Genomic DNA, 23,593 nt, shown 5'->3' on the forward strand with positions numbered 1-23,593 from the left:
ACCCGCCCGACCAACCCGGACCCATGCCCGACGACGCTAGCGAACACCCTGACATCGGGCCGGGAGTGTCGGGTGACCCGGAGATTGCCCGGACGTCCGGAATGTGATCGGGTGGCCCGGTGGGAGTGGATGACTTCTTCAGTTACGGTCCCGGCGTTCCGTTCACCGCGCACGACGTCTTCACCGACCGGGACGAACCGCTCGCCCGCCTGCACCAGCGCTGCGTCGCGCACGCGACCCGGCCCGACCCCGACCCCGACCTGCTGGACTTCCAGCGCCCGGCGACCAACCTCGTGACGGTGCTCGGCGAGGGCGGCATCGGCAAGTCGACCCTCGCCCGCCGCGTCGCCGCGCTCGCCACCGACGGCACCTGGGCGGACCTCCCCGACCGCCGCGCCGCCGCCGTCCTCGACCTCGCGGACCCGGCCAGCGCCGGCTTCGAGACGCTGCTGCTCCGGCTGCGGACGGCGCTCGCGCCGCTCGCGCGGAGCTGGCCCGCCTTCGACCTCGCGCTCGCCGCCTACTGGGCGCGCAAGCATCCCGGCGAGTCCCTGGCCGACCATCTGCGCGAGCACGGCAGCGCCGAGGGACGCCGCGTCGCCGACCAGGTCACCGGCGTGGTCGACCAGTTCGCGGGCGGGTTCGGCGTCGCGACCCTGGCGATCGCCGCCGCCCGTCACGTCGGCCGCACCGCCGCGCAGAAGGCTCGCCTGCGCAGGCTCCGCGCCGAGCTGCCCGCCCTCGACCCGATCCTCGCCGAGGACGACCCCGACCTCATGATCGGCTACATGCCGGTGCTGCTGGCCGCCGACCTCGAACGCGCCCGCGCCCGTGCGCCCCGCCTGGCGCTGTGCGTCCTGGACACGGTGGAGACCGTGCAGCGGTCGTCGTCCGAGCGCGGCGGCCCGGAAGACCTCATCGCCCGGCTCGTCTACCTGATGCCGAACGTCCTGTTCCTCGCGGCGGGCCGGTCCCCGCTCGGCTGGCACGACCCGGTGCGCTCGGTCGGCCTCACCTACGGCGGCGCGCACCGCTGGCCGGGCCTCACCGGTCCGGACCAGTGGACGCTCCCCGGCTTCGACCCCGCCGCCGCCGACGCCTACCTCCGCGCCCGCGTCACGATCGACGACCGCCCGGCCATCTCCACGGCCACCCGCGAACGCATCGTCACCGGCTCGGGCGGCTCGCCGCTCTACCTCGACCTGTCCGCCGAGCTGTGCCAGCGGCACCTCGCGCGAGGCACCGCGCCCCCGGCCTCGGCGTTCGGCCGGGGCTTCCCCGAACTGGTGCTGCGCACGCTCCGCGACCTCACCGCCGAGGACCGCGACCTGCTGCGCGCCGCCTCGCTCGTCGAGGCGTTCGACGCGGGCCTGCTGCACGCCGTCGTCCCGTCCGTGCGGCGGCGCCGGATCGAGACGTTCACGGCCCGCGCGTTCGTCCGCCACGACCCGTCGGTCTGGCCGCCCTACCGGCTGCACGAGACGCTGCGGGAGAGCGTCCGCGCGTCCGACGCCCACCTGGAGGACGGCTGGACGCCCGCTGAACGCCGCGAGCACCTCACGGCCGCCTTCGCGTATCTCGCGGAGGCGGGGCTGGCCGTCTGGGACGAGCGGACCGACCATCCCGTCCCGCAGGACGTCCGCAGCCGCCGGAGCGTCGCGGCGTTCCTCATCGTCCTGCGCGCGGCGGCGGAGATCGGCGCGGCGCCGCCCGTCCTGGCGGACCTGGCGTTCACGCTGAGCGTGCTCGGCCACCGGCAGGTCCTCGCCGGGCTCCCGGCCTACCCGGACGTGCCCGAACTTGACCGGCTGACGGCGTTCGCCCGGCTCGCCGCCCGGGGCGACCTGAACGCCGAGGACCGCTACCGGACGATGCGCGGCCTCGTCCCCGGCGAGCCGGACGGGCCGTTCGCCGACTACCTCAACTACGAGCTCGGCACGGCGGCGCACCTCGCGGGCCTGCTCGACACCGCGATCGCGCACCTGTCGGTGATCCCGCCGGACGGGTCGCTGATCGGCGCGTCGGCGCTGTTCGGGCTCGCGGACAACGCCCTGCGGCGCAGCGACCTGCGGGCGGTGGCCGAGCTGATGGACAAGGCGTCGGGCGCCAGCCTGGACCGCGTCCGCGTCGCCGACATGCTCGGCCACACCCACCTGCACGCCGCCCGGTTCGCCCGCGCGGCGCGGTTCTTCGAGACGGCCCTGGACGAAGCGCGCGCCGCGAACGCCCCGGTCTGGGAGGCGCGGGCGCTGCGGCATCTGGCGCTGGCGCTGATGTGGTGCGATCCGGACCGCGCGCTGGGCCTCGTCCCGCACGCGCGGGAGCTGAGCGCGGGCGTCGGCGAACTGATCGGCGTGGCGCAGTGCGACCTGGCGGCGTCGGTCGCGCACGCGCTGCTCGGGGACGCCGGACGGGCGGCGGAACTCCTCGCGGACGCCGTGACGCGCTTCGCCGACCTCGCCACGCCCGGCGAGCTGCTGCCGGTCGAGGCGCTTCAGGTGCTCCAGCACGTCCTGGCGGGGCAGGCGGACCAGGCGGCGGTGCTCGCGCGGAGGCTGGCGGACGCGGAACGGGACGGCACACCCGCCTGCCCGCCCGTCTGGGTCTTCGTCACCTGCCTGTGGACGGACGTGGAGCCGCCCCCCATACCGCGCCTCACCTGGCCCGACGAAGCCGACGAGGCACGCGCCCGCTGGCGCGCGCCGCTGCGCCGGTTCTGCGGCCCGCTGGACGTCGGCGACCGCGCCGGGCACGTCCCGACCGAACGGCTCGATCCGGCCGTCCCGGCACGGGTGGCCCGGGACGCGGCGCGGAGCGAGGCGTTCGACGGCGACGCCACGTCCGGCGGGACGGCCGTCGTCGGGCGCCGCACGGTCCTGAAGGTGCAGCACCGCACGCACGAGCGGTTCGAGACGGTGCTGCGTTTCGAACGACTCCGGGACGAGGCGGGCGTGCGGGCGCCCCGGCTGCTCGACGCGGGCCGCGCCGGCGACGGAACGTGGTGGGCGGTGCTGGAACGGCTGCCCGGAGCCCCCGGGGACGCGCCGACACCGGCGCAGCAGCGCGAGATCGGCCGCCAGTTGCGCCGCTGGCACACCAGCGGGCTGGACGGCGGCCTGCGCCTCGACGACCCCGGCGCGCTCGGGGTGCTGCTCGGATCGGCGCGGCGCAACGTCCCGCTCGCCTATCCGGTCATCGCCGGCATGATCGACGCGGCGTGCCGGGGCGCGGCCGTCACGCCGATCCACGGCGATCTCGCGGTCGGGCACAATGCGCTGTTCGAGGGCGACACGCTCGCGGGCGTCCTCGACCCCGGCGCCGTCGAACACGGCCCGCCCGCCCTCGACCTCGCCTGGGCCCTGGCCGTCGACCTCCCTCGCGGCGGCCGCCGCGAACCCCTGCTCGACGGCTACGGCGCCGTCGACCGACCCCTCCTGGAAGCCCTGGTGCCGCTGATGATGCTCCGCCGCCTGATCGACGTCCCGCACACGCCGGACGGCCGCCGTCTCGCCGACCTCCTCGCCCCGGTCCGCCCCGACCTGCTCGCGCTGGTCACCGACGAGCTGGGCCTGTGATGCGCCGCGTTCTCGCCCTCGCCGTCCTGGCCGCGACGGCGCTCGGACCGGCTCCGGCCGTCGCGGCCGAGCCGGGGGCCGGGGTCGTCGTGCGGGCCGAGGCGTTGCCGAGGGCGTTGTGGGTTCCGGGGACGGGGGCCGCGCAGCGGGTGACGTACTGGTCGCGGACATCGGAGGGGAAGGCCGCGCAGTCCACCGGGGCCGTGTTCGTGCCCGCGGGGACGCCGCCCGCCGGGGGATGGCCGGTGCTGTCGTGGGCGCACGGGACGGTCGGGCTCGGGGACGCGTGCGCGCCGTCCACGGCCGGGCGGTCCGAACGGGACCGCACCTACCTGGGCACGTGGCTGCGGCAGGGGTACGCGGTCGTCGCGACCGACTACATCGGGCTCGGGACGCCCGGCGTCCACGCCTACCTGGACGGGCAGGCCGAGGCGAACGCCGTCATCGACATGGTGCGGGCCGCCCGCGCCACGACGCCCGCGCTGGCGCGCAGGTGGGCGGCGATCGGGCAGTCGCAGGGCGGCGGCGCCGCGCTGTTCACGGCTGCGAAGGCGACCCGGTACGCGCCCGAGCTGGACTACCGGGGCGCCGTCACGACCGGCCCGGCGTCCAACGTCACCGAGTTCACCGCGCTCATCGGCCCGTACGTGCCGGACATCGGGCTCGCGAACCTCACCGCGTACCTGAGTTACGTGCTGCGCGGCGTCAAGGCCGCCCGGCCCGGCTTCGACCTGGACTCCTATCTGACGCCGCTCGGCCGCCAGGTCATGGCCGACGCGGAACGCCTCTGCTACGCGGACATGGCCGCCCGGGTGAAGGGCATCGGCATCGGGCAGCTTCTGAGCCGCCCGCTGTTGACCGGCGACTACCTGAAGACGGCCCGCGAGGTGCTGGACGTCCCGCTGACCGGCTACGACCGCCCGCTGTTCATCGGCCAGGGCACCAACGACACCGACGTCCCGATCTTCCTGACCGCCAAGCTGACCTTCGACCTGTCGCTGCGCGGCCAGAAGTTCACCTACAAGACGTACCCGGGCAAGGACCACAGCGCCACCATGGCCGCGTCGCTCACCGACACGATCCCGTTCGTCCGCACCCTGCTCGGCTAGGTCGCGTATCCGGCGCGCACCGCGCACGCGTACGGGATGTACCGGTCGAGGACGTTGGCGGGCACGGCCAGCCGTGCCCGCAGCGCGGGCTCGTCGGCGCGCGCGTAGAAGCGGTTGAGGCCGTCGAACAGCGCCAGGTCGTAGCCCGCGCGCAGCAGCGCGGGCTCCCATGCCTCGTGGCTGGGCTCGGTGCTGAGCGGCACCGTCGCCTCGACGACGACCGCGCGGGGCCGCCAGAACGCCAGGTCGGCCCCGGCCAGGACGGACGCCTCCGACCCCTCCACGTCCACCTTGAGCAGATCGAACCCGGGGGCGGCGTGCCGGTCGAGGACGTCACCGAGCCGCACGACGTCGACGTCCAGCTCCTCCCGATCCCAGCCCGCCGCCACGTGCCGCGCGGCGACGTCGGCGTCCAGCGTGCTGAGCCCGTCCCCGCCGACGATCCGGTGCAGCGTCGCCCGGCCCGGCGCGGCTCCGGCGGCGGCCCGCAGCGTCACGTCGCGGGGCCGCGCGGCGCGCAGGCGGGCGCACCGGCCGGGCAGCGGCTCCAGGTTGACGCCGCGCCAGCCGAGCCGGTCCACCAGGTTCTTCGTCAGCGACCCGCGCACCGGCTCACCGGCGCCGACGTCCACGAAGAACCCGTCGCGGGTGTCCGCGAACGCCCGCATCAGCACGACGTCCTCGGCGTTCCCCGCGTAGGCGACGAGCGCGTACTCTCCGGTCCCCACACCAACTGGGACGCGCCGCCGCCCTCCCCGGTTAACGTGGCCGGATGAGCGAAGTGTTCGACGCCTATGAGCGGGAGCTGTGGGACGGGCGCGCCGACGCCTACGAGCGCGGGTTCGCCCGCGTCACCCGGCACACGATCGGGCCGCTGCTCGACGCGGCCGGCGTCGTGGCGGGGGCGCGGGTGCTGGACGTCGGGACGGGGCCCGGGTTCGTCGCCGCCGAGGCGGCCGAGCGCGGCGCGCGGGTCGCGGCCGTGGACGCCGAGCCCGGCATGGCGCGGGTCGCGGCCCGCAACGCGCCCGGCGCGGCGGTGCGCGTCGCGGTGCTGCCCGAGCTGCCGTTCCCGGACGGCGCGTTCGACGCCGTCGTCGGCAACTTCGTCATCAACCACGTCGGCGACCCGGTGCGCGCGCTGCGCGAGCTGCGCCGCGTCCTGGCCCCGTCCGGCACGCTCGCGCTGACGTGCTGGGCGATGCCGGGCACCGGCGTCCTCGCAATGGTCCGCGACGCGCTGGACGCGGCGGGCGTCCCGTGGCCGGACGACGTGCCCGACCCGCCCTTCCTCCAGCACGGCACCCCGCCCGCGTTCCGGGCCCTGCTGGAGCAGGTGGGCTTCTCCGCCGACGTCACCGAACTCGACTGGGACCACGTCGTCGACCCGCGGGAGTGGTGGACGGACGGCGCCCTCGCCCGCGTCGGCGCCAACGGCGTCGTCGTCGGCCGCCTCGACGACGCAGCCCTCGCCCGCGTCAAGACCGAGTACGACCGGCTCGCCGCCCGGCACGCCACGGCCGACGGGAACATCGCGCTGCCCGCGCACGCGCTCCTCGCCCGTGCGACACCGCTATCCGCGCGCGTCGCGGCGGAAGGGCCGGTAACCTCGGACGCGTGATCGACCTGCGAGCCCTCCGCGACGACCCCGAAGCCCTGCGCGCCTCCCAGCGCGCCCGCGGCGACGACGAGACCCTCGTCGGCGCCCTGCTCGACCTCGACGAGCGGCGCCGCTCCGCGCTGTCGTCGTTCGAGCGGCTGCGCGCCGAGCAGAAGAGTTTCGGCAAGTCGGTGTCCCGGGCGCAGGGCGACGAGCGGCAGGAACTGCTCGCCCGCGCGAAGGAGCTGGCGCAGCAGGTCAAGGAGTCCGAGGCCGAGGCCGACCGGCTCGGCACCGAGCTGGACGCGCTGCTGCGGCGCGTCCCGAACCTCGTCGAGGACGGCACGCCGCCCGGCGGCGAGCAGGATTTCGTCGTCCTGGAGCACATCGGTGAGCCGCCCGTGTTCGACTTCGAGCCGAAGGACCATCTCGCGCTCGGTGAGAGCCTCGGCGCGATCGACATGGAGCGCGGCGCGAAGGTGTCGGGCGCCCGGTTCTACTACCTGACGGGCGTCGGCGCGCGGCTCCAGTACGCGCTGCTGAACCTCGCGATGGAACAGGCCGTCGCCGCCGGGTTCGTCCCGATGTATCCGCCGATGCTGGTGAAGCCCGAGGCGATGGAGGGCACCGGGTTCCTCGGCGCCCACGCCGCCGAGGTCTACCACCTCGAACAGGACGACCTGTACCTCGTCGGCACCTCCGAGGTGCCGCTCGCCGGGTACCACATGGGCGAGATCATCGACGCGCTGCCGCGCCGGTACGTCGCGTGGTCGTCGTGCTTCCGGCGCGAGGCGGGCTCGTACGGCAAGGACACGCGCGGCATCATCCGCGTCCACCAGTTCGACAAGGTGGAGATGTTCTCCTACTGCGACCCGGCCGACGCGCACGCCGAGCACCTGCGGCTGCTCGACTGGGAGAAGCAGATGCTCGCCAAGGTCGAGCTGCCCTACCGCGTCATCGACGTCGCCGCCGGCGACCTCGGCTCCAGCGCCGCGCGCAAGTACGACTGCGAGGCGTGGGTGCCGACGCAGAACACCTACCGCGAGGTCACCTCGACGTCGAACTGCACGGAGTTCCAGGCCCGCCGCCTGTCCGTCCGGCACAAGGACGCCGACGGCCGGTCCCGCCCCGTCGCCACCCTCAACGGCACCCTCGCCACCACCCGCTGGATGGTCGCCATCCTGGAGAACCACCAGCAGGCGGACGGCTCGGTCCGCGTACCCGAGGCCCTGCGGAAATACCTCGGCCAGGACGTGTTGGAGCCCGTCAAGCGCTGATGCACGTGCAGTTCCACGCCCACGGGTCGATGTAGTAGCTCAACGCGGCGGCTCCGGGGCTGCGGGTGGTGCGCGTCCGGGCAGGATCTAGGGTGGGGGTCCATCGACCGGAGGTGACATGACCGCCCCACCGCGCCTCATCGCGACCGATCTCGACGGCACGATCGTGCGGAGTGACGGGACGATCTCCGAGCGCACCGTGGCCGCGCTGGCGCGGGTCGAGCGGGCCGGGGCGGCGCTGGTGATGGTGACGGGCCGTCCGCCCCGGTGGATGGCGGAGATCGCCGCCGCCGTCGACCACCACGGGGTCGCGATCTGCGCGAACGGCGCGGTCCTGTACGACCTGCACACCGAGACGGTGCTGGACGCGCGGCTGATCGAGCCGGACGTCCTCGCCGAGGCGGTCGCGCGGCTGCGCGAGGCCGACCCCGAGCTGCGGTTCGCCGTCGAGTACCCGACGGGGTTCGTGTTCGAGGCGCGCTACAACCTCGGCCGCTGGGACGCCGATGCGTTCGGCGGCAGGCCCGCCGACGGCGAGGCGCTGGTCGCCCGGGGCGGCACCAAGCTGCTCGCCCTGCACCCGTCCGCGCCGCCGGAGCGGCTGGCCGAGCGGGCCGACAAGGCGGTGGGGCACCTGGTCACGGTGACGCACTCGACGAACCGGGGCCTGCTGGAGATGAGCGCGCACGGCGTCACCAAGGCCAGCGCCCTCGCTGACTTCTGCACCGCGCAGGGCATCGTCGCGGGGGAGGTCACCGCGTTCGGAGACATGCCCAACGACCTGCCCATGCTCACCTGGGCGGGCACGTCCTACGCCGTCGCGAACGCCCACCCGCTCGTGCACGCCGCCGTCACCGCCACCACCGCCCGCAACGACGACGACGGCGTCGCACAGATCCTCGAACGCCTCTACCCCTGACCTACAGGTACGGGCCGGAGTGGCCGGGGCGCTGCTGGGGGCGTTCCTCGCCCTCGGGGACGAGGCCGGGGGGCAGGGCGCGGCGCATCTGTTCGAGCTGGGCGCGGGCGGCCATCTGCTGGGCGAACAGCGTGGTCTGGATGCCGTGGAACAGGCCCTCCAGCCAGCCGACGAGCTGGGCCTGCGCGATGCGCAGCTCGGCCTCGCTCGGGATCTCGCCCTCGGCGAAGGGGAGCGAGAGGCGTTCCAGCTCCTCGATCAGCTCGGGCGCCAGGCCGTCCTCCAGCTCCTTGATGGACGACTGGTGGATCTCGCGGAGGCGGGCGCGGCTCGCCTCGTCGAGCGGGGCGGCCTTCACCTCGTCGAGCAACTGGCGGATCATGCCGCCGATGCGCATCACCTTGGCGGGCTGCTCGACCATCTCGGCGACGTTCTTCGGCTCGTCGCCGCCCTCGCTCGCCGACCCCATCGCGATGCCGTTCGGGCCGACCACGAGGACCTGCGGTTCCTGCTCGTTCTGCTGCGGCTCGTCCATCTCTTCCTCTCTCACGTGACCAGCAGGATCTTGCCGATGTGGCGGCTCTCCTCCAGCAGGCGGTGCGCCAGCGGCGCCTCCGCCATCCGGACCTGCCGGTCGATGACCGGCCGGACCGTGCCCGCCGCCAGCAGCGGCCACACGTTCTCCCGCACCGCCTCGACGATCTGCGCCTTCTCCGCGTCGGGCCGCGCCCGCAGCCCGGCCGCGTGCACGGTCGCGCGCCGGGCCAGCAGCGCGGCGAGGTCGAGTTCGCCCTTCGCGCCGCCCTGCATGCCGATGACGACGAGCCGTCCGCCGGTGGCGAGGCTGCGCACGTTGCGCGGCAGGTAGGACGCGCCGAGGTGGTCGAGGATGACGTCGAAGGGGCCGTGCTCGGCGAAGTCGTCGTCGTTGTAGTCGATGGCGACGTCGGCGCCCAGTTCGCGGCACGCCCGCGCCTTGCGCTCGCTGCCGACGGTGCACGCGACGCGGGCGCCGTGCGCGGCGGCGAGCTGGATCGCCATCGTGCCGATGCCGCTGCCGCCGCCGTGCACGAGGAACGACTCGTCCCGGCGCAACCTCGCCTGCATGAACACGTTCGACCACACGGTGCAGACGACCTCGGGCAAACCGGCCGCCGTCACCAGGTCGACGCCGTCCGGGACGGGCAGCACCTGCCCGGCGGGGACGGCGACGCGCTCGGCATAGCCGCCGCCCGCGAGCAGCGCGCACACCTCGTCGCCGAGCTGCCAGCCGGTGACCTCGTCGCCGAGTTCGGCGATGCGTCCGGACACCTCCAGGCCGGGGATCTCCGACGCTCCGGGCGGCGGCGGATAGAGCCCGCGGCGCTGCATGACGTCGGCGCGGTTGACGGCGCTCGCCGCGACCTCGACGACGACCTCGCCGGGGCCCGGCACCGGATCGGGGACGGACGTCCACGTGAGGACGTCGGCGTCGCCCGGCTCGCGGATCACGATCGCACGCATGGGGATCACGCTACCGGGCTGATCGCCGCGGCCCGCTTCCGGTGACCGCGCGCGGCTGGTTTTGCGCGCGTATGGGGTGTGCTAGACGGACGGGTATTCTGCCTTTGGGCCGAAGCTGACCTACTCCGTACACGATCGTCCAGGGGCAGTCCCGAGGGGAGAGACGGTGGCAGGAAACGATCATGACGGACGTTCGCTGGAGGAGCGGCTCGCCTCGCTCGACGCGGAGGGCGACCCCGCCGACGACTCCTCGACCCGCAAGTTCTCGCCGCCGCCGTCCCGCGAGGAGGAGAACCCCTGGCTGACGGCCCCGCCGCCGCCCGCCGCCGGCGGCCCCCCGAAGGACTTCGGCGCCCCGCCGCCTCCGCCCGAGACGCCCGGCCCGCCCCCGTACGCGCTGAACCCGCTGCCCCCGTATCCGGCGGAGAACTCCCCGTTCATGGGCGCGCCGCCGCGCGAGGGCGGCCCCGCCCCGTTCCCCGACCAGGAGAACCCGCCGCCGTTCCCCGGTGAGGCGACGCCACCCGCGAACGGCGACGCGACGGTCACCGACGCCGACGCCCCGGACGACGGACGCACCCGCGAGACGTCGGTGCCGCCGCTCCCCCCGTCCGGCGACGACGCGGACCGCCCCGACGCCCCGCAGCCCCCGTTCGGCGGCCCGCCCCACCCCGGCCCCGCCCCGTTCGAGTCCCGCCCGCCCGGCGCCCCGTTCCCCGAGCCGAACCCCTTCCAAGCACCCCCACCCGTCCCCCCGCACAACGGCGCCCCCACCCCCGGCGACCAGCCACAGCCTTTCCAGGGACCGCCGCCGGAGGGCACGCCGTTCGCGGGCGTCCCGCCACACGAAGGCGCCCCGTTCGCGGGCGGCCCGTTCACCGACGGCCCGTCCCGCGAGGGCGCGCCGTTCGCCGGTGACCGGCCGCAGCCCTTCCAGGGACCGTCGCCGGAAGGCGGCCCGTTCACCGGCGGCCCGCCGCGCGAGGGTGCGCCGTTCTCCGGTGACCGGCCGCAGCCGTTTCAAGGACCGTCGCCGGAAGGCACGCCGTTCGCGGGCGGCCCGCCGCGTGAGGGCGGCCCGTTCGCCGGTGAGCAGCCGTTCCAGGCTCCACAGGGCGCCCCGTTCACCGATGGCCCGGTCCGCGAGGGCGCGCCGTCCCCCGGTGACCAGCCGCAGCCGTTCCAAGGACCGTCGCCGGAAGGCGCACCGTTCACCGGTGGCCCGCCGCGCGAAGGTGCCCCGTTCCCCGGTGACCGGCCGCAGCCCTTCCACGGACCGCCCCCGGAGCGCGCCCCGTACCCGGGCGCTCCGCAGGAGGGCGGACCTTTCCCGGGCGACCGGCCGCAGCCGTTCCAGGGACCGCCGCCGGAGGGCGCTCCGTACCCGGGCGCTCCGCCGCGCGAGGGCGGGCCGTTCTCCGGCGACCAGCCGCGCCCGCCGCAGCCGGAGGGCCCGCCGTTCCACGGCGATCAGCCGCGTCCGTTCCAGGGACCGCCGCAGAACGCCCCCTTCCCCGGTGACCAGCCGCCGTTCCACGAAGGCCCGCCGTTCCAGGGCGGCCAGCAGCCGTCCGGCGGCGTCCCGCAGCCCGGCGAGAACCCGTTCTTCGGCGGCCAGCCCAATGACCGGCAGCCCCCCGGCGCCCCGCCGCTGGAGCAGCTTCCGCCCTACCCGCTCGGCCCGCAGGGCCAGGGCGCGCCCGCGTACGGCCCGCCGGGCGGCCCCCCGTACGCCGCCCCCTACCAGGGCGGCCCGCAGCAGGGTGTCCCGCAGTACCCGGGCCACCCCGAGCAGCAGCAGCCGCAGACGGCCGAGAGCCTCAGCTCGGAGAACCTGCTGGGCGAACGGCGCATCGCGCCGCAGTCCGGCTGGCGTCGCGCCGTCTACAAGGCCAGCGGCGGCAACATCAACCCGGGCGAGTCCACCACCGACCAGCGCCGCAAGGACCTCGTCGACCGCGCCCGGACGGCCGTCGCGGGCGGCCACCACCGCGTCGCGGTGATGTCGCTGAAGGGCGGCGTCGGCAAGACGACGACGACCACGGGCCTCGGCGCGATGCTGGGCTCATTGCGCGGCGACCGCGTCATCGCCGTCGACGCCAACCCCGACCGCGGCACCCTGTCGGACAAGGTCCGGCTGGAGACGGGCGCGACGGTCCGCGACCTGCTCAACAACCGCGACAAGATCCACCGGTACGCGGACGTCCGCGCGTTCACGTCGCAGAACGGCGCGCGGCTGGAGGTGCTCGCGTCCGACCGCGACCCGGCGGTCAGCGAGGCGTTCAGCGCCGAGGACTACTCGGCCGTCGCGGTCGTGCTGGAGCAGTACTACTCGATCTGCATCACCGACTGCGGCACCGGGCTGCTGCACTCGGCGATGGCGGGCGTCCTCGCGCTCGCGGACCAGCTCGTCCTGGTCAGCTCCCCGTCGGTGGACGGCGCCCGCTCCGCGAGCGCCACCCTCGACTGGCTGGAGGCGCACGACCACGGCCACCTGGTCCGCAACGGCGTGGTGGTGCTGTCGATGGTCCGGCACCGCACCCGCAGCCAGGTCGACCTGGACAAGCTCCAGGCGCACTTCGAGAGCCGGTGCCGCGCCGTCGTCCGCATCCCGTACGACGACCACCTGGAGGAGGGCGCGGAGGTCGAGCTGGACGCGCTGGCCCCGTCGACCCGCGACGCGTACCTCCAGCTCGCGGCCGTCGTCGGTGACGGTTTCGTGCATCAGCGTCCCAGCGACTGAACGCCCTAGGCTCGCCTTCCGTGGAGAACGTGTACGTGGGGAAGGCGGGCCCGGACGCCGCCGCCGACCGGGGCTGGCTGCTCGGGCACTTCAAGCCGGAGGGCGACCCGCGGCACAGCGCCGACGTCGAGATCAAGTGGGGCGTCCACCCGAAGGGGGAGCGCCGCGCGCGGTGGGCGCGCGGCGAGACGCGGACGGCGCTGCTGGTCCTGATCAGCGGGCGGTTCCGGATGGAGTTCCCGGACGGCGACGTCGTGCTCGCCGAACGCGGCGACTACGTCGTCTGGCAGCGGGGCGTCGACCACTCGTGGGAGGCCGAGGAGGAGGGGACGGTCGTGATCACCGTCCGCTGGCCGTCGGTTCCGGGGTACGCGGTGCCCCAGGAGTGACGGCCCGGCGGCCGCGCAGGACGAGCCAGAGCAGCCACGCCTGCACGAACCCGCCCGCGGTGAACGCCACGAACATCGCGTTGCCGTCGAGCGGCAGCAGCGAGACCGGGAACGCGATGGGCAGCGTGACGAGAATCAGGTAGATCCCGGCGAAGTCCGTGTCTTCGGCGAAGAGCAGCACCGCGATGGTGCCGAGGGCGACCAGGGCGACGAGCACCGCGTAGCCGCCCGCGATGATCATCGCCGGGGCGCCGAACCGGTACCGCCGGGCGATTTCACGTAGTTTGCGCATGTCTCGATCTTGGTTGGAGCCGAGGGGTCGGCGCCTGAGTACAGGTACTCAGGTGTGTTCCGGCATTGTGCCCGGTCAACCGCTGTACTGGAAGATCGCCTCTTCTGTCGCGTGAGTGGCGGATTGGTACTGATGCCGCATCCGGTCACGCACGCGCTGTCCTCTGGTGGCCCGTTCCAGACGTCACACAGGCACCGCCCCGAGTGACGGAGGAACCATGACGAAGACGACGATGCGGGGACGCGCCGCCGCGCTCGTGCTGGCGGCGTGCGCCGGACTCGCCGCAGCGTGCGGCGACATCACCCCCGCCGCCGTGCCCGCCGGGGCGCCCACGGACACGCCCACGCCCACGTCGCCCGCCCCCGCGCCGACGAGCCCTTCCCCGGCGCCGACGCCGACGCCGACGCCGACGGTCGCCCGCCCCGACGCGGCGGCCCGCGCCATGTGCACCCGCACGGCCCTCGCCCTCGCCCACCACCGCGCGGGCAACCGCGCGCAGTCCCGCGCGGCGTGGGGCAAGGCGAAGGACGCGGCGACGCTGTCGTCCGTCCCGGCCGTCCGCCGCCTGGGCGCGGGCTCGTCGGCGGGCGCGGCCTGGCGCTGGTGCGGGACGCACGCGAAGGTGGCCCTCCCGAAGGTCCGCAAAGCGCCCAAGACGCACAAGCCCGCGCCCGCGCCGCGCACCCCGTCCCGCCCGAACCCGCCCGCGACGCGCACGGTGACGCCGGGTGCCTTCTGCTCGCCTCCCGGCGCGACGGGCGTCTCGAAGGTGGGCCGCCCCTACACCTGCAAAGGACCAGGCCAGCCCCGCTGGCGCCGCTGACCGTCCGTCCCGGGCGCGTCCCGCATGGACGCGTCCGGAACGGGCAGGCCACGCCGCATGGACCTACCGACCCTGCGCCAGGTCGTCCTCGACACCACCGACGCCCGCGCCCTGGCGGAGTTCTACCGCGCCCTGCTCGGCTACACCTACGTGCCGGGCGACGAACCACCCGCACCCGACGAACCAGACCCCAAGGGCGCCGACTGGCTGGTCCTCCAGGACCGATCAGGCAACCGAGCCCTGGCCTTCCAACAGGTCCCGGCCCTCCCGAAGGCCACCTGGCCGGAAGGCCCCCACCCGCAACAACTCCACCTGGACCTCCAGGTCCCGACCCGCGAGTCCCTGGACACCCAGCACACCCGAGCCCTGACCCTGGGCGCCCACCTCATACGCGACGAAGCCGACGACCCGGTGGAATCCCTCCGCATCTACGCCGACCCGTCCGGCCACCCCTTCTGCATCTTCGTAGCCCCGGACGCCTGACCCCGTCCGCAATCCGCGCACCCGCCCCAGCCTGACCCGAACGCCCGGCGCGCGCCATCGCCCCCGCCAGGGCGACCGTCGCAGCGCACCGGGCGTCCAACCTCACCGGTACTGAACGGAGGTGGTCCGCGTCTCGCCCCGGCACGTGACCGACGCGGACGACCCCGGCCCCGGCACCGTCCACGCCCCGAGCACGTACTGCGGGACCGTTCCCGGCCACGGGATGTCCGTCCGGTACCGGTAGCAGGTCATCTGCGGCCGGTAGGCCCCGTCCCCGCCCGTGCACCGCACGGTGAACGTGAACCGCTTCGTGCTCCCGTCCGGCACACTCGTCACCTCGGACGTACACCCGTCCGGCGCCGCCACCGCCGGCCCCGCCACGGCCACCGCCCCGGCCACGACACCCCCGGCCACGACCGCGAGCACGGCCCCCTTCCGCACCGACCGCCGCACCCGCTCCCCGTACACGCTCATGGGACTCCCCTTCTCCGGCACCGAACCCACCGCCCCGATGGCGACGACCCGCCCGGCACCGACGCACCCACCCTCCCCACCCACCGGTCCCAGCCACAGGTGACCACCGTCCCCTCCCACAAAACGACGCCCGCGCGCCCGCCTTGCGAAGAACCGCAGGTCACCCACGTCCCCCCGCCCCAGGACACCAAGCCGGAATCACCCCGGCCGCCGCGCGCCAGACCACACCTCACGCCCCCGCAACACGCGCCACAACAACCACGCCTGAATCAGCCCGGCCCCAGCAAGAGGCGTCAGCGACAGGAACTTCGGCCACAACGTCACCAACGGCACGAACGACAACGGCGCCGTCACCACAACAAGCCCGAACGCCGACAACCCAGTCTCATCACTCCGATACACCCACTCGGTCCAAGCCCAGACCCCAACGACCACAAGGGCATAAACCCCCGCGACCCCCAAGGCGAGACTCCCGAACCGATAACGCGTCGCCACTCGTGGTTTCCACATGCGCCGATCGTCGCGCCCACCACCACCGCCGTCCTGAGTACGCATACTCAACCTGGAGCGCCGCCATCCCGTGGGACGGCCGCTTCAGATCACGTGGGCAGCAGGCGGGAGTCGTAGCCCGCGGCGAGCAGGCGGTGGTAGGCGGCTTCGACGTCGGCAGGAACGTGTTGGGCGACGGCGTAGCCGCGGGCGGGGTACTCGATGACGCGTTGGAGGTCACCGACGACCATGTCGATGACGAGCCGGTCGTCACCGATGGACTTGAGATAGTCGTCGAACGTCAGCGGCTCACTCGCACAGAGCACCTCGACCTCGGGCCAGAGCTTGCGCGCCGTGGCGTACGAACGTCGCTCCATGTACGGCTTGGAGACCAGCAGAACCGAGTCGACGGCAACACCGGCGTGGGCGAGCATGGTCCGGGAACGCTCGATGTTCTGCCCGGTGTTGGCAGCCGTGGGCTCGACGAGGATCGCCGACTCGGGAACCCCGAGCTCAACCGCGTGCTCGGCGAAGTGCACAGCCTCCCCGCGCGGAAACCGCTCGACGGTCGTCCGGCTGTTGGCCCCGGTGAACACGAGGACCGGAAACATCCCCGCGTGATAAAGCCGAGCGGCAGCAGCCGCAACCCCCAGATCGTGGCTACCCAGCCCGATCCCCACCGAAGCGGGCCGCACGACATGCCCCATCAGGTGGTACTCCCAGATGACCACGGCATCGGACCGGTGCTCCTCAGTGACACCAGAACGTCCGCTCACGGCTTCTCCACCACTCGCGGCACAGCGCGGGTAAGCTGTGGGATTCGATCCAACGGGACCGGGGTCACCCCCAACGGTTTCAAGACCGCTGCCCTCCACACACTCGAACCCCCTGACCTGCGCGGCATCGTTCGTCCGGCTCCGTCGCACCACGCTCCATCACACGCAGATCCTGCACACCTCGCCTAGCCAAGGGTTCAAGGGCTGGCCTACGCCTGGTTCGATCTCGTAGAACCGGCTTACTCACCTGCCGCCGCCCTCGATACTAGAAGCCATACTCGGCGGCGTCCCACCTGAGACGACGCGACTTACTGAACGAAAGCACGCCCCGCACTCTGTGCCCGATATGGGCGATGTGGAAAATTTCGTTTGGGCAGCCGGACGGGGATGTGCTGTTGTATCCTACAATTCAGGAGGTGGTCTCATGACCGTGCGGAAGACAAAGAAGAAGACCGTTGCATTCTATGAGATCGTCGATGTGGACGGTCACCGCCTCCCCGGCGCATTGCCGTGGGATGAAGTAATCGGCGACCTAACGACACAATCCGTGGGGCGGCGCAGGCACAATATTTTTTCGATACCACATTGGGGGAAGTCCTACACATATGCACAGCAGAACCATTTCATTCTTGCCAAATATCGCGAAGAAGGCGTGTCGTCTCTCGACGTTACTACTGATGAAGTGATTGATGGCGAAAATGACGTCAAGCGGCCATGGGTAGAAGTTTCCATATCTTCTTTTATTCGTGGCACGAATATTTTCGGCTACGTTCTTGGTTCTCAGGCTGCGCCGCGACCCTCGTCTATGGTGGCATGGATCAATGAGCACGCTATCTTCGATGCAGAATTGAATGTCCGCCCGGTCGTCAGCCAGAACGTTATGGCGCGTTTGAATGGCGCGGACGAGGCGGCGCTTTTGCGCGTGCATCTGACTCGTGATCAAGCTTGGGCAACTCGAAATAGTGACGGTTTGTACAGTGCAGCCCAATCACTATCGGAATCTTTTGGGGACGTAGAACTAGAGCTGGTCGTGAGAGTAGCTGGGAAGCTCAAGCGTTCACAAAGTGAGGAGCGACGAAGCATCCTCGACAGCGCTCGCAGGTTTTCCAATTCAGATGTTAAGAATGCTCTAGTAGAATTGATTAATTATGATCCTTCGGGAAGGCCGGAGCGCAACAAGATCAACCTGCTTGAAGATCGTCTAGCCAAAAAAATGGATGTCTCAGTTACGGATGATGAAGGCAATCCAATTCGTTTGCAGTCGGCGGTGAATGCGATCATGCAGGCTTCATCTGATTTGCGTCAAGAGCTCCTGGAGCTATGACTGTCGTACCCAGCCTCTAGACTGGTGGCACCTAGGCGGGGAGGTGGGCAGTTGTCCAGGCGTCGCAGCGGGATACGAAGCGTTCTACAGTATCCGAGAACGAGGGTGGGGAACCTTTGGTCGGATCACCCTTCCGTTGATTTTGGGCTATCTATCATAGTGATCTCGATACATTTTGCCGCAGTGCAGATTACGGGCAGATGGAATTTTCTTACATGGCCTTCAAGTGAGGGAAGGGTGGCAACGTACGCAGCTGGTGCGGGTGTAATGTCACTCATCGGAGGCTTCACTGCAGCAGCAATTGCACAGTATGGTAGTTCTTCTGGTCCGGTCGTTAATGCTTTGCGTTTGTCTTTTGGGCCACGAATTCGGCGAGCATGGACCAGTATATGCACGTGGCTTCTCGGTGCAGCAATCTTGTGCATCGTCGCGATGTCGATGGATCGAAAGTCGGGAACTTTCGGATCCCAGTGGGTCTTTGAGTTCGCAATAATGATTGGCCTGAGTAAGTTCCTTCGGCTTATCTTCTTGTTTCGGCTGATCTTAGAGGCTACGGATAATCAGGCATCGAATTCTTCACGTCCGTTGCCGCAGAGGCGACCTCCTTCATAGTAAGTGCCTATATCGGTCCCGGGAAGGCGTGAAGCTTCTACGATCTCAGAGGAGTTTTTCGTAGCTAGGGCACTCAAGTGTATAAATGGGTTTATCGCCTGAATCACTGGGCTGAACGATCGCTGCAGTTCTCGGCGGGTGATCGCCTGCGGAGCGGATTGTCAGGAAAATCCCAGCCGTTTGTGCCTGGGTCAAGCCTGCCTGGTCAGCGTGGCAAGCGAGTAAAAGAATCCGCATTCGTGTGCTCGGGTGGCGCTAGTGAAAGCATCTAATGTCGGATCGTGAGTAAGCCGTCGGCAACCAGCTTTGCGAGTAAGTGGCATCACGCGGTCATCGGAGTCACCGTATGAAATCATCGCGGCGTCCGATGGTCGGAGATCTTCAAGCCAGAGCCGAAAATCACTGCGGTGCATGTACAGCCTCCTAGCGGCCTCATGAGTCCTATGAGGCCCCGGCGCGGTCGGCCACTTTGGAGTGAGCTGCGGGTTCGACGGTGCGGCACGGGCGGCAGTGCCCGGGAACCACCCCCGGCGTGCGGTGAGGGCGATCGTGCCCCGCCGTCACCGCGCGGGAAAGTTTGGTGAGCGGGGCCGAGGGCTCGGTTGCTGCCGTTGTCGTTCCGCACTGCCGTGAGCGGGCCGCCGGTCGGTGCGGATCACTTTAGGATGCGTTGTGCCCCGGCTCCAGGCGGATGCGCTACGGCGGCTGAACGTCGGCGCGCGAGAACGGCGCAGCGTCGTGGCCCTTCGCCGTGCGTGCGGCTTGAGCTGGGGAGGTGCGGGTGTGCGGAGGCTGTGGGATTCGAACCCACGGGACCGGGGTTACCGGCCCAACGGTTTTCAAGACCGTCGCACTCGTCCACTATGCGAAGCCTCCTGGGCAGGGACACGATAGCAAGGTGGGTGTGGGCCTGGGGTTTCTTTACGGGGTGGGTCTCGGGTGGGCGATCGTCAGGAGGAGGTGGGCGGGGGCGTCGGACGCGAGGGTCCAGCGGTGGCGGATCGAGGCGTCGTGGGTCAGGAGGTCGCGGGGGTGGAGGCGGTGGGTTCCGGTGCCTTCTACCTCGACGTCCACGGTGCCGGTGATGACGTAGAGGGCCAGGTCGCCCGGGGACGTGAACCACTCCCGTAGGTATTCGCCCGGCTTGACCTGGTACTCGATGATCTCCAGGGGTGTGTCGCCCCGCATCAGGAGGGCGCGGCCCAGGGCGGCGTCCGGGCGGGGGGCGACCGGGATGAGGCGGCCCTCCGCCGCCCGGGTGATGTGGACGGGCGACGTGCCGGGGGCCGGGAGGAGGGCGCCGGGCTGGACGCCCAGGGCCTCGGCCAGCCGGTACGTCGTGATCATCGACGGGGCGCTGGTGCCGTGTTCGAGCTGGCTGAGGAACGGCTGGCTGATGGACGCGCGGCGGGCGAGTTCGCGCATGGACAGGCCGGAGCGCTCGCGCAGACGGCGGATGGCGGCGCCGATACGGGCGTTCAGGGCGGCCTCGGCGGGCGTCGGCTCCACAGTTCACGCAACCTTTACAGCGGACGATTGTCACCAGCGATCGTATCGGGCAGATTGATCGCTGGCAGCTATCGACCAAGGAGACCGCCGTGCTCACCGTCCCCACCATCGACATCACCGCCTTCCGCGACCCGCGCGCGTCCGGCGCCGACCGCGAGGCCGTCGCCGCCGACGTCGACCACGCCGCAAGGACGGTCGGGTTCATGCAGGTCGTCGGGCACGGCATCGCCCCGGACGTCATCAACGCGTTCACCCGGGCGACCGGCGCGTTCTTCGCCCTCCCGCCGGAGACGAAGCACCGCTACCGCCGCCCGCCGGGCGTCAACCGGGGCTACAGCCCGCCGAAGTCGGAGACGCTCCGCAACAGCCTCGGCCTGACGGCCGCCGCCGACCTGTTCGAGGCCGTCAACGTCGGCACGCAGCACACCGACTTCCCGGGCCTCGGCCTCCCCGAGGACGACTACGCGGTGAATGAGTTCCCCGCCGAGGTGCCGGAGTTCGAGCCCGCCGTCATGGCCTACTTCGCCGAGGCGGCGCGGGTCGCGCGCGTCATGACGCGGGTGTTCGGGCGGGCCCTGGGCCTCGGGGAGGACTACTTCGCGGCGTTCACCGGCCATTCGGTCGACGTCCTGCGGATGAACAACTACCGGCTGCCGTCGGCCGACGTGGTCCTGGAGCCGGACCAGGAGGGCATGGGCGCCCACACCGACTACGGCATCGTCACCGTCCTGTGGGCCGACCCGGTGCCCGGCCTGGAGATCCACCTGGACGGTGCGTGGCACCCGGTGCTGCCGCGCACGGACGGTCTGCTCGTCAACCTCGGCGACGCCCTGGCCCGCTGGACGAACGACCAGTGGGTGTCCACGATGCACCGCGTCGCCCCGCCGCGCGTGGACGGCGAGCTGGTCCCGCGCCGCTCGGCGGCGTTCTTCCACGACGGCGACGTCGACGCCGTCATCGCGACGCTGCCCGGCTGCGTGACCGCGGATCGCCCCGCCGCCTACGCGCCGATCACGGTCGGTGAGCACCTGCGCGCCAAGCTCGCCGGGTCGCGCGGCGGACGCCTCAACGCGGGCGCCGCGCGGGAGGCGGCGCGGCTGGGCGGGACGTGACCGAAACCGCAGGCGGGGGCTTTGCTAGCGTCGAGGAGATGGGGGATTTCGGGGGATCGACGCAGGTGACGTTCCCGCAGGGCGACGTCACCGCCTGGTCGCGCGTGGTGGAGACGGTCCGTGTCGACGGCGGGCAGGGGGTCGTCACGGCCGCGTCGCCGTTCCATCCGCTCGACCCGTCCTGGCCGGACCAACCGGGCGATACGGGGCTGCTCCAGAGCGACGGCCTGGAGATGAAGATCGTGGACTGCGTGACGGGCGCGGCGGAGGCGTCCGGCGGCCCGCTGCTGATCGGGTCGGACATTCCGGCGCGGCGCGGCGATCCCGCGTGGGACTGGGTCGTCGTGCACGTGGTGGAGCGGTCGGTGCCGGTGGGCGCGGACGTCCGCCTCATGGTGGACGCCGACCGGCGGAACGCGCTGTCGGCCGGGCACACCGGCTGCCACCTGATGGCGCTGGCGTTGAACGCGGCGCTCGCCGGGCGGTGGCGCAAGGACGTCCCGGCCGACGGCCTCGGCCACCCCGACTTCGACCGCGCGGCGGTGACCCGCTCCCGCATCGTCCGCGACGGCAGCGTGGACACGTACCGCATCGGGAAGTCGCTGCGGAAGAAGGGCTTCGACGCCGACGGTCTCGCCGCCGCGCTGCCGGCCGTCGCCGGGCACATGGAAGACCGGCTCGCCGCGTGGATCGCGACGGACGCCCCCATCTCGATCGCCGCGCCCGACCCGGGCCTGGCCGCGCTCCGGCGCTGGCGCTGCGCCCTGCCCGAGGGCACCGCCGAGATCCCGTGCGGCGGCACGCACCTCACCCACCTGGGCGATCTGGGCACGCTGACGGTCGCACTGGAACTGTCCGAGGCGGGCGACGAACTCGTCGTGGAGACCCGCGCGTCCGGGACGGCTCGCCTCACGCCATAGGCGCCCGCCAGGCGGGGTCGCGGCCGAGGAGGCCGAGCAGCCGGTCCTGCGGGGACGCGTCGGCGCGCCGCCGGTACCGTTCGGCGAGCCCCTCCATGGGCGCCTCCTTCCCCTCGGGCCACAGCGTGCCCGAGGGGTCCGACATTTTCGCCGGTCAGGACGAGACGAGCGCCCGGTCGATCTCCCGGAGGAAGTCGTCCAGATCGCCCGGGTTGCGGGAGCTGATGAGCGTCCAGCCGGACGTGTCGTCGCTGACGACGGGCTTGTCCACCCAGGTCGCGCCCGAGTTGCGGATGTCGGTCTCCAGCGACGGGTACGACGTGAGCGTCTTGCCCGGCAGCGTCCCGGCCTCTACCAGCGCCCACGGCCCGTGGCAGATCGCCGCGACCGGCCGCCCGGACGAGGCGAACGACCGCACGATCTCCACGGCCTTGTCCTCCGTGCGCAGCGTGTCGGCGTTCAGCGTGCCGCCGGGCACGAGCAGCAGGTCGTAGCCGGACGGGTCGACGTCGTCGAGGGTGAGGTCGGGCGCGACCTTGCGGCCCGGGTCCTTGTCGCCGACGAGCGTCTCGATCGGGTCGGACGACACCGCCGCGACGTCCACGGTGGCGCCGTCGTCGCGGAGATGTTCGAGCGGCACCACCAGTTCGTCCTGCTCGACGCCGTAGTTCGTCACGATCGCCAGGACGCGGCGTCCGCTGAGGTCGTTGTCGGCCATGGGAACTCCTCCTTGAGTTCGGTGGTTCAGTGGCCCGCCGCGCCCCGCGCGGCGGTGCCGGGCTTGAGGTCGTACGCCTTCTGGACGAGCGGCGGGCGGGTGCGGTCGTCGTCGAGGACGCGGGTCCACGGCTCGTCGAGCTGCTCGCGCGTCGCCTGTTCCATCGCGGCGGGCAGCAGGTTGCGGTAGCCGTCGGCCTCGCCGGTCAGGACGGCGACGGTCCGCTCGAACACCGGCTCGGGGTCGAACTGCTCGTGCGGGAAGGCCAGTTCGGCGTAGTCGAACAGCCGGTCGCCGGGGTCGTCGGTCCAGGCCCGCCACGTCTCGAACATGCGGTCGTTGAACCCGGTCAGGAACGGCCCGGGGTTGATCGTCGCGACCTGGACGCCGAACTCCTTCAACTCGGCGTAGAGCGCCTCGGCGAACGCCTCGACGGCGTGCTTGGACGCCGAGTACGCGCCGGTGAACGGGTCGGTCGTCAGCCCCGCGACCGACGACATGAAGACGATCCGTCCCGATCCGCGCCGCGCCATCCGCCGCGCGAACCCCTGCGTGAGGAGGAGCGGTCCGAAGACGTTGACCTCGAACTGGCGGCGCAGCCGGTCCTCGGGCAGGTCGGCGGCGGACCCGCCCTCGGAGACGCCCGCGTTGTTGAGCAGGACGTCGACGTCCCACTCCCAGGCGCGGCGCCGGTCGGCGGCGTCGGTGACGTCGAGCTTCTCGACGCGGAGCGCGACGCCGCGCCGGTCGGCGTCGGCCTTGAGCGCGGCGATCTGGGCGACGATCTCGACGCCCGCGATGACCGGGATCTTCCGGTCCGCGAGCCGGAGTGCGATCTCCTTGCCGAAGCCGGTCCCGGCGCCGGTGATGAGCACGGTGCCCGACGTCATGCGCGTCCTCCCCGTCCGCGTGCGAGGGGCCGCCGTTCCGGCCCTCCCGCCGCCTA

At 72.0% G+C, this 23,593-nt stretch carries 22 protein-coding genes and 1 tRNA gene; 12 read left to right on the forward strand and 11 right to left on the reverse strand.

Annotated elements, in window-relative coordinates:
- The first annotated feature begins 119 nt into the window (after window positions 1-119).
- Both C229_RS0106895 and C229_RS0106900 read left to right on the forward strand, forming a co-directional pair.
- Window positions 120-3,575, forward strand: coding sequence for a phosphotransferase (locus C229_RS0106895; RefSeq protein WP_155884626.1), 3,456 nt, complete (start codon window positions 120-122; stop codon window positions 3,573-3,575).
- Window positions 3,575-4,684, forward strand: coding sequence for a lipase family protein (locus C229_RS0106900; RefSeq protein ID WP_018654346.1), 1,110 nt, complete (start codon window positions 3,575-3,577; stop codon window positions 4,682-4,684). Before C229_RS0106895 ends, C229_RS0106900 begins: the two co-directional genes overlap by 1 nt.
- On the opposite strand, the gene C229_RS29755 is transcribed toward C229_RS0106900, so the two are convergent.
- Window positions 4,681-5,412, reverse strand: coding sequence for an FkbM family methyltransferase (locus tag C229_RS29755; protein WP_018654347.1), 732 nt, complete (start codon window positions 5,410-5,412; stop codon window positions 4,681-4,683). The genes C229_RS0106900 and C229_RS29755 overlap by 4 nt on opposite strands.
- Before the next feature lie 44 nt (window positions 5,413-5,456).
- Between C229_RS29755 and C229_RS0106910 the strand changes: the two genes are divergently transcribed.
- The 3 genes from C229_RS0106910 (at window position 5,457) to C229_RS0106920 (ending at window position 8,480) form a co-directional block, all read left to right on the forward strand.
- Window positions 5,457-6,305 (forward strand): class I SAM-dependent methyltransferase, encoded by an 849-nt coding sequence (locus C229_RS0106910; RefSeq protein WP_026313518.1) that lies wholly within the window; start codon window positions 5,457-5,459, stop codon window positions 6,303-6,305.
- Window positions 6,302-7,561, forward strand: a complete 1,260-nt coding sequence (gene serS / locus C229_RS0106915) for a serine--tRNA ligase (protein ID WP_018654349.1) — start codon at window positions 6,302-6,304, stop codon at window positions 7,559-7,561. Before C229_RS0106910 ends, serS begins: the two co-directional genes overlap by 4 nt.
- Before the next feature lie 118 nt (window positions 7,562-7,679).
- Window positions 7,680-8,480: an HAD family hydrolase gene (locus tag C229_RS0106920; RefSeq protein ID WP_018654350.1), complete on the forward strand. Its 801-nt coding sequence runs from the start codon at window positions 7,680-7,682 to the stop codon at window positions 8,478-8,480.
- Window position 8,481: 1 nt separating this feature from the next.
- On the opposite strand, the gene C229_RS0106925 is transcribed toward C229_RS0106920, so the two are convergent.
- Together C229_RS0106925 and C229_RS0106930 are read right to left on the reverse strand one after the other, a co-directional pair.
- Window positions 8,482-9,015, reverse strand: a complete 534-nt coding sequence (locus tag C229_RS0106925) for a bacterial proteasome activator family protein (RefSeq protein ID WP_018654351.1) — start codon at window positions 9,013-9,015, stop codon at window positions 8,482-8,484.
- An 11-nt stretch (window positions 9,016-9,026) separates the two neighbouring features.
- Window positions 9,027-9,983: an NAD(P)H-quinone oxidoreductase gene (locus tag C229_RS0106930; RefSeq protein ID WP_026313519.1), complete on the reverse strand. Its 957-nt coding sequence runs from the start codon at window positions 9,981-9,983 to the stop codon at window positions 9,027-9,029.
- A 166-nt stretch (window positions 9,984-10,149) separates the two neighbouring features.
- Between C229_RS0106930 and C229_RS35730 the strand changes: the two genes are divergently transcribed.
- On the forward strand, window positions 10,150-12,726 hold the full coding sequence (locus C229_RS35730; RefSeq protein WP_018654353.1) for a MinD/ParA family ATP-binding protein: 2,577 nt from the start codon (window positions 10,150-10,152) through the stop codon (window positions 12,724-12,726).
- 20 nt (window positions 12,727-12,746) lie between these two features.
- Window positions 12,747-13,115, forward strand: a complete 369-nt coding sequence (locus tag C229_RS0106940; protein ID WP_018654354.1) for a cupin domain-containing protein — start codon at window positions 12,747-12,749, stop codon at window positions 13,113-13,115.
- Here C229_RS0106940 and C229_RS0106945 read toward each other — a convergent pair.
- On the reverse strand, window positions 13,066-13,407 hold the full coding sequence (locus tag C229_RS0106945; RefSeq protein WP_018654355.1) for an SCO4225 family membrane protein: 342 nt from the start codon (window positions 13,405-13,407) through the stop codon (window positions 13,066-13,068). The two genes, C229_RS0106940 and C229_RS0106945, sit on opposite strands and share 50 nt — an antisense overlap.
- Window positions 13,408-13,624: 217 nt before the next feature.
- Between C229_RS0106945 and C229_RS34860 the strand changes: the two genes are divergently transcribed.
- Together C229_RS34860 and C229_RS0106955 are read left to right on the forward strand one after the other, a co-directional pair.
- A complete protein-coding gene (locus C229_RS34860) occupies window positions 13,625-14,230 on the forward strand; it encodes a hypothetical protein (RefSeq protein ID WP_026313520.1) in 606 nt (201 codons plus the stop codon).
- A 57-nt stretch (window positions 14,231-14,287) separates the two neighbouring features.
- Entirely contained in the window at window positions 14,288-14,713 is a 426-nt protein-coding gene (locus C229_RS0106955; RefSeq protein ID WP_018654356.1) for a VOC family protein, read from the forward strand.
- 102 nt (window positions 14,714-14,815) lie between these two features.
- Here the strand turns inward: C229_RS0106955 and C229_RS0106960 are convergent, their stop codons facing one another.
- From C229_RS0106960 to C229_RS0106970, 3 genes are all read right to left on the reverse strand, one after another.
- Window positions 14,816-15,187, reverse strand: coding sequence for a hypothetical protein (locus C229_RS0106960; protein ID WP_018654357.1), 372 nt, complete (start codon window positions 15,185-15,187; stop codon window positions 14,816-14,818).
- Window positions 15,188-15,385: 198 nt separating this feature from the next.
- Window positions 15,386-15,742 carry an SCO4225 family membrane protein gene (locus C229_RS36030; RefSeq protein WP_420804633.1) on the reverse strand — a complete coding sequence of 119 codons (357 nt, stop codon included), beginning with the start codon at window positions 15,740-15,742 and terminating at the stop codon, window positions 15,386-15,388.
- Between the two features lie 44 nt (window positions 15,743-15,786).
- A complete protein-coding gene (locus tag C229_RS0106970) occupies window positions 15,787-16,383 on the reverse strand; it encodes a YdcF family protein (RefSeq protein WP_081639805.1) in 597 nt (198 codons plus the stop codon).
- A gap of 493 nt (window positions 16,384-16,876) precedes the next feature.
- Here C229_RS0106970 and C229_RS34090 point away from each other — a divergent pair, with 493 nt between their 5' ends.
- Complete coding sequence (locus tag C229_RS34090) at window positions 16,877-17,776, forward strand: hypothetical protein (protein WP_155884627.1); 900 nt, start codon at window positions 16,877-16,879, stop codon at window positions 17,774-17,776.
- 1,398 nt (window positions 17,777-19,174) lie between these two features.
- Here C229_RS34090 and C229_RS0106975 read toward each other — a convergent pair.
- A tRNA-Ser gene (locus C229_RS0106975) sits at window positions 19,175-19,264 on the reverse strand.
- A gap of 45 nt (window positions 19,265-19,309) precedes the next feature.
- Window positions 19,310-19,897, reverse strand: coding sequence for a helix-turn-helix domain-containing protein (locus tag C229_RS0106980; protein ID WP_018654360.1), 588 nt, complete (start codon window positions 19,895-19,897; stop codon window positions 19,310-19,312).
- Between the two features lie 89 nt (window positions 19,898-19,986).
- Here C229_RS0106980 and C229_RS0106985 point away from each other — a divergent pair, with 89 nt between their 5' ends.
- Window positions 19,987-21,009: an isopenicillin N synthase family dioxygenase gene (locus C229_RS0106985; RefSeq protein ID WP_018654361.1), complete on the forward strand. Its 1,023-nt coding sequence runs from the start codon at window positions 19,987-19,989 to the stop codon at window positions 21,007-21,009.
- A 38-nt stretch (window positions 21,010-21,047) separates the two neighbouring features.
- The gene (locus C229_RS0106990) at window positions 21,048-21,929 is read left to right on the forward strand and encodes an alanyl-tRNA editing protein (RefSeq protein ID WP_026313522.1); all 882 of its coding nucleotides are present in this window, start codon (window positions 21,048-21,050) and stop codon (window positions 21,927-21,929) included.
- 154 nt (window positions 21,930-22,083) lie between these two features.
- Here the strand turns inward: C229_RS0106990 and C229_RS0107000 are convergent, their stop codons facing one another.
- Window positions 22,084-22,647, reverse strand: coding sequence for a DJ-1/PfpI/YhbO family deglycase/protease (locus C229_RS0107000; RefSeq protein ID WP_018654364.1), 564 nt, complete (start codon window positions 22,645-22,647; stop codon window positions 22,084-22,086).
- A gap of 26 nt (window positions 22,648-22,673) precedes the next feature.
- Entirely contained in the window at window positions 22,674-23,537 is an 864-nt protein-coding gene (locus C229_RS0107005) for an SDR family oxidoreductase (RefSeq protein ID WP_018654365.1), read from the reverse strand.
- Window positions 23,538-23,593: the final 56 nt, after the last annotated feature.

It is taken from the genome of Actinomadura flavalba DSM 45200, assembly GCF_000374305.1.
GTDB lineage: Bacteria > Actinomycetota > Actinomycetes > Streptosporangiales > Streptosporangiaceae > Spirillospora > Spirillospora flavalba.

Excerpts from the sequence above, each read along its gene's own strand:
- C229_RS0106900 (WP_018654346.1), top strand. The coding sequence starts at position 3,575 with ATGCGCCGCGTTCTCGCCCTCGCCGTCCTGGCCGCGACGGCGCTCGGA.
- C229_RS0106910 (WP_026313518.1), top strand. The coding sequence starts at position 5,457 with ATGAGCGAAGTGTTCGACGCCTATGAGCGGGAGCTGTGGGACGGGCGC.
- C229_RS0106920 (WP_018654350.1), top strand. The coding sequence starts at position 7,680 with ATGACCGCCCCACCGCGCCTCATCGCGACCGATCTCGACGGCACGATC.
- C229_RS0106925 (WP_018654351.1), bottom strand. The coding sequence starts at position 9,015 with ATGGACGAGCCGCAGCAGAACGAGCAGGAACCGCAGGTCCTCGTGGTC.
- C229_RS0106930 (WP_026313519.1), bottom strand. The coding sequence starts at position 9,983 with ATGCGTGCGATCGTGATCCGCGAGCCGGGCGACGCCGACGTCCTCACG.
- C229_RS0106945 (WP_018654355.1), bottom strand. The coding sequence starts at position 13,407 with ATGCGCAAACTACGTGAAATCGCCCGGCGGTACCGGTTCGGCGCCCCG.
- C229_RS34860 (WP_026313520.1), top strand. The coding sequence starts at position 13,625 with ATGACGAAGACGACGATGCGGGGACGCGCCGCCGCGCTCGTGCTGGCG.
- C229_RS0106955 (WP_018654356.1), top strand. The coding sequence starts at position 14,288 with ATGGACCTACCGACCCTGCGCCAGGTCGTCCTCGACACCACCGACGCC.
- C229_RS0106960 (WP_018654357.1), bottom strand. The coding sequence starts at position 15,187 with ATGAGCGTGTACGGGGAGCGGGTGCGGCGGTCGGTGCGGAAGGGGGCC.
- C229_RS36030 (WP_420804633.1), bottom strand. The coding sequence starts at position 15,742 with ATGCGTACTCAGGACGGCGGTGGTGGTGGGCGCGACGATCGGCGCATG.
- C229_RS0106970 (WP_081639805.1), bottom strand. The coding sequence starts at position 16,383 with ATGGGGCATGTCGTGCGGCCCGCTTCGGTGGGGATCGGGCTGGGTAGC.
- C229_RS34090 (WP_155884627.1), top strand. The coding sequence starts at position 16,877 with ATGACCGTGCGGAAGACAAAGAAGAAGACCGTTGCATTCTATGAGATC.
- C229_RS0106990 (WP_026313522.1), top strand. The coding sequence starts at position 21,048 with ATGGGGGATTTCGGGGGATCGACGCAGGTGACGTTCCCGCAGGGCGAC.
- C229_RS0107000 (WP_018654364.1), bottom strand. The coding sequence starts at position 22,647 with ATGGCCGACAACGACCTCAGCGGACGCCGCGTCCTGGCGATCGTGACG.
- C229_RS0107005 (WP_018654365.1), bottom strand. The coding sequence starts at position 23,537 with ATGACGTCGGGCACCGTGCTCATCACCGGCGCCGGGACCGGCTTCGGC.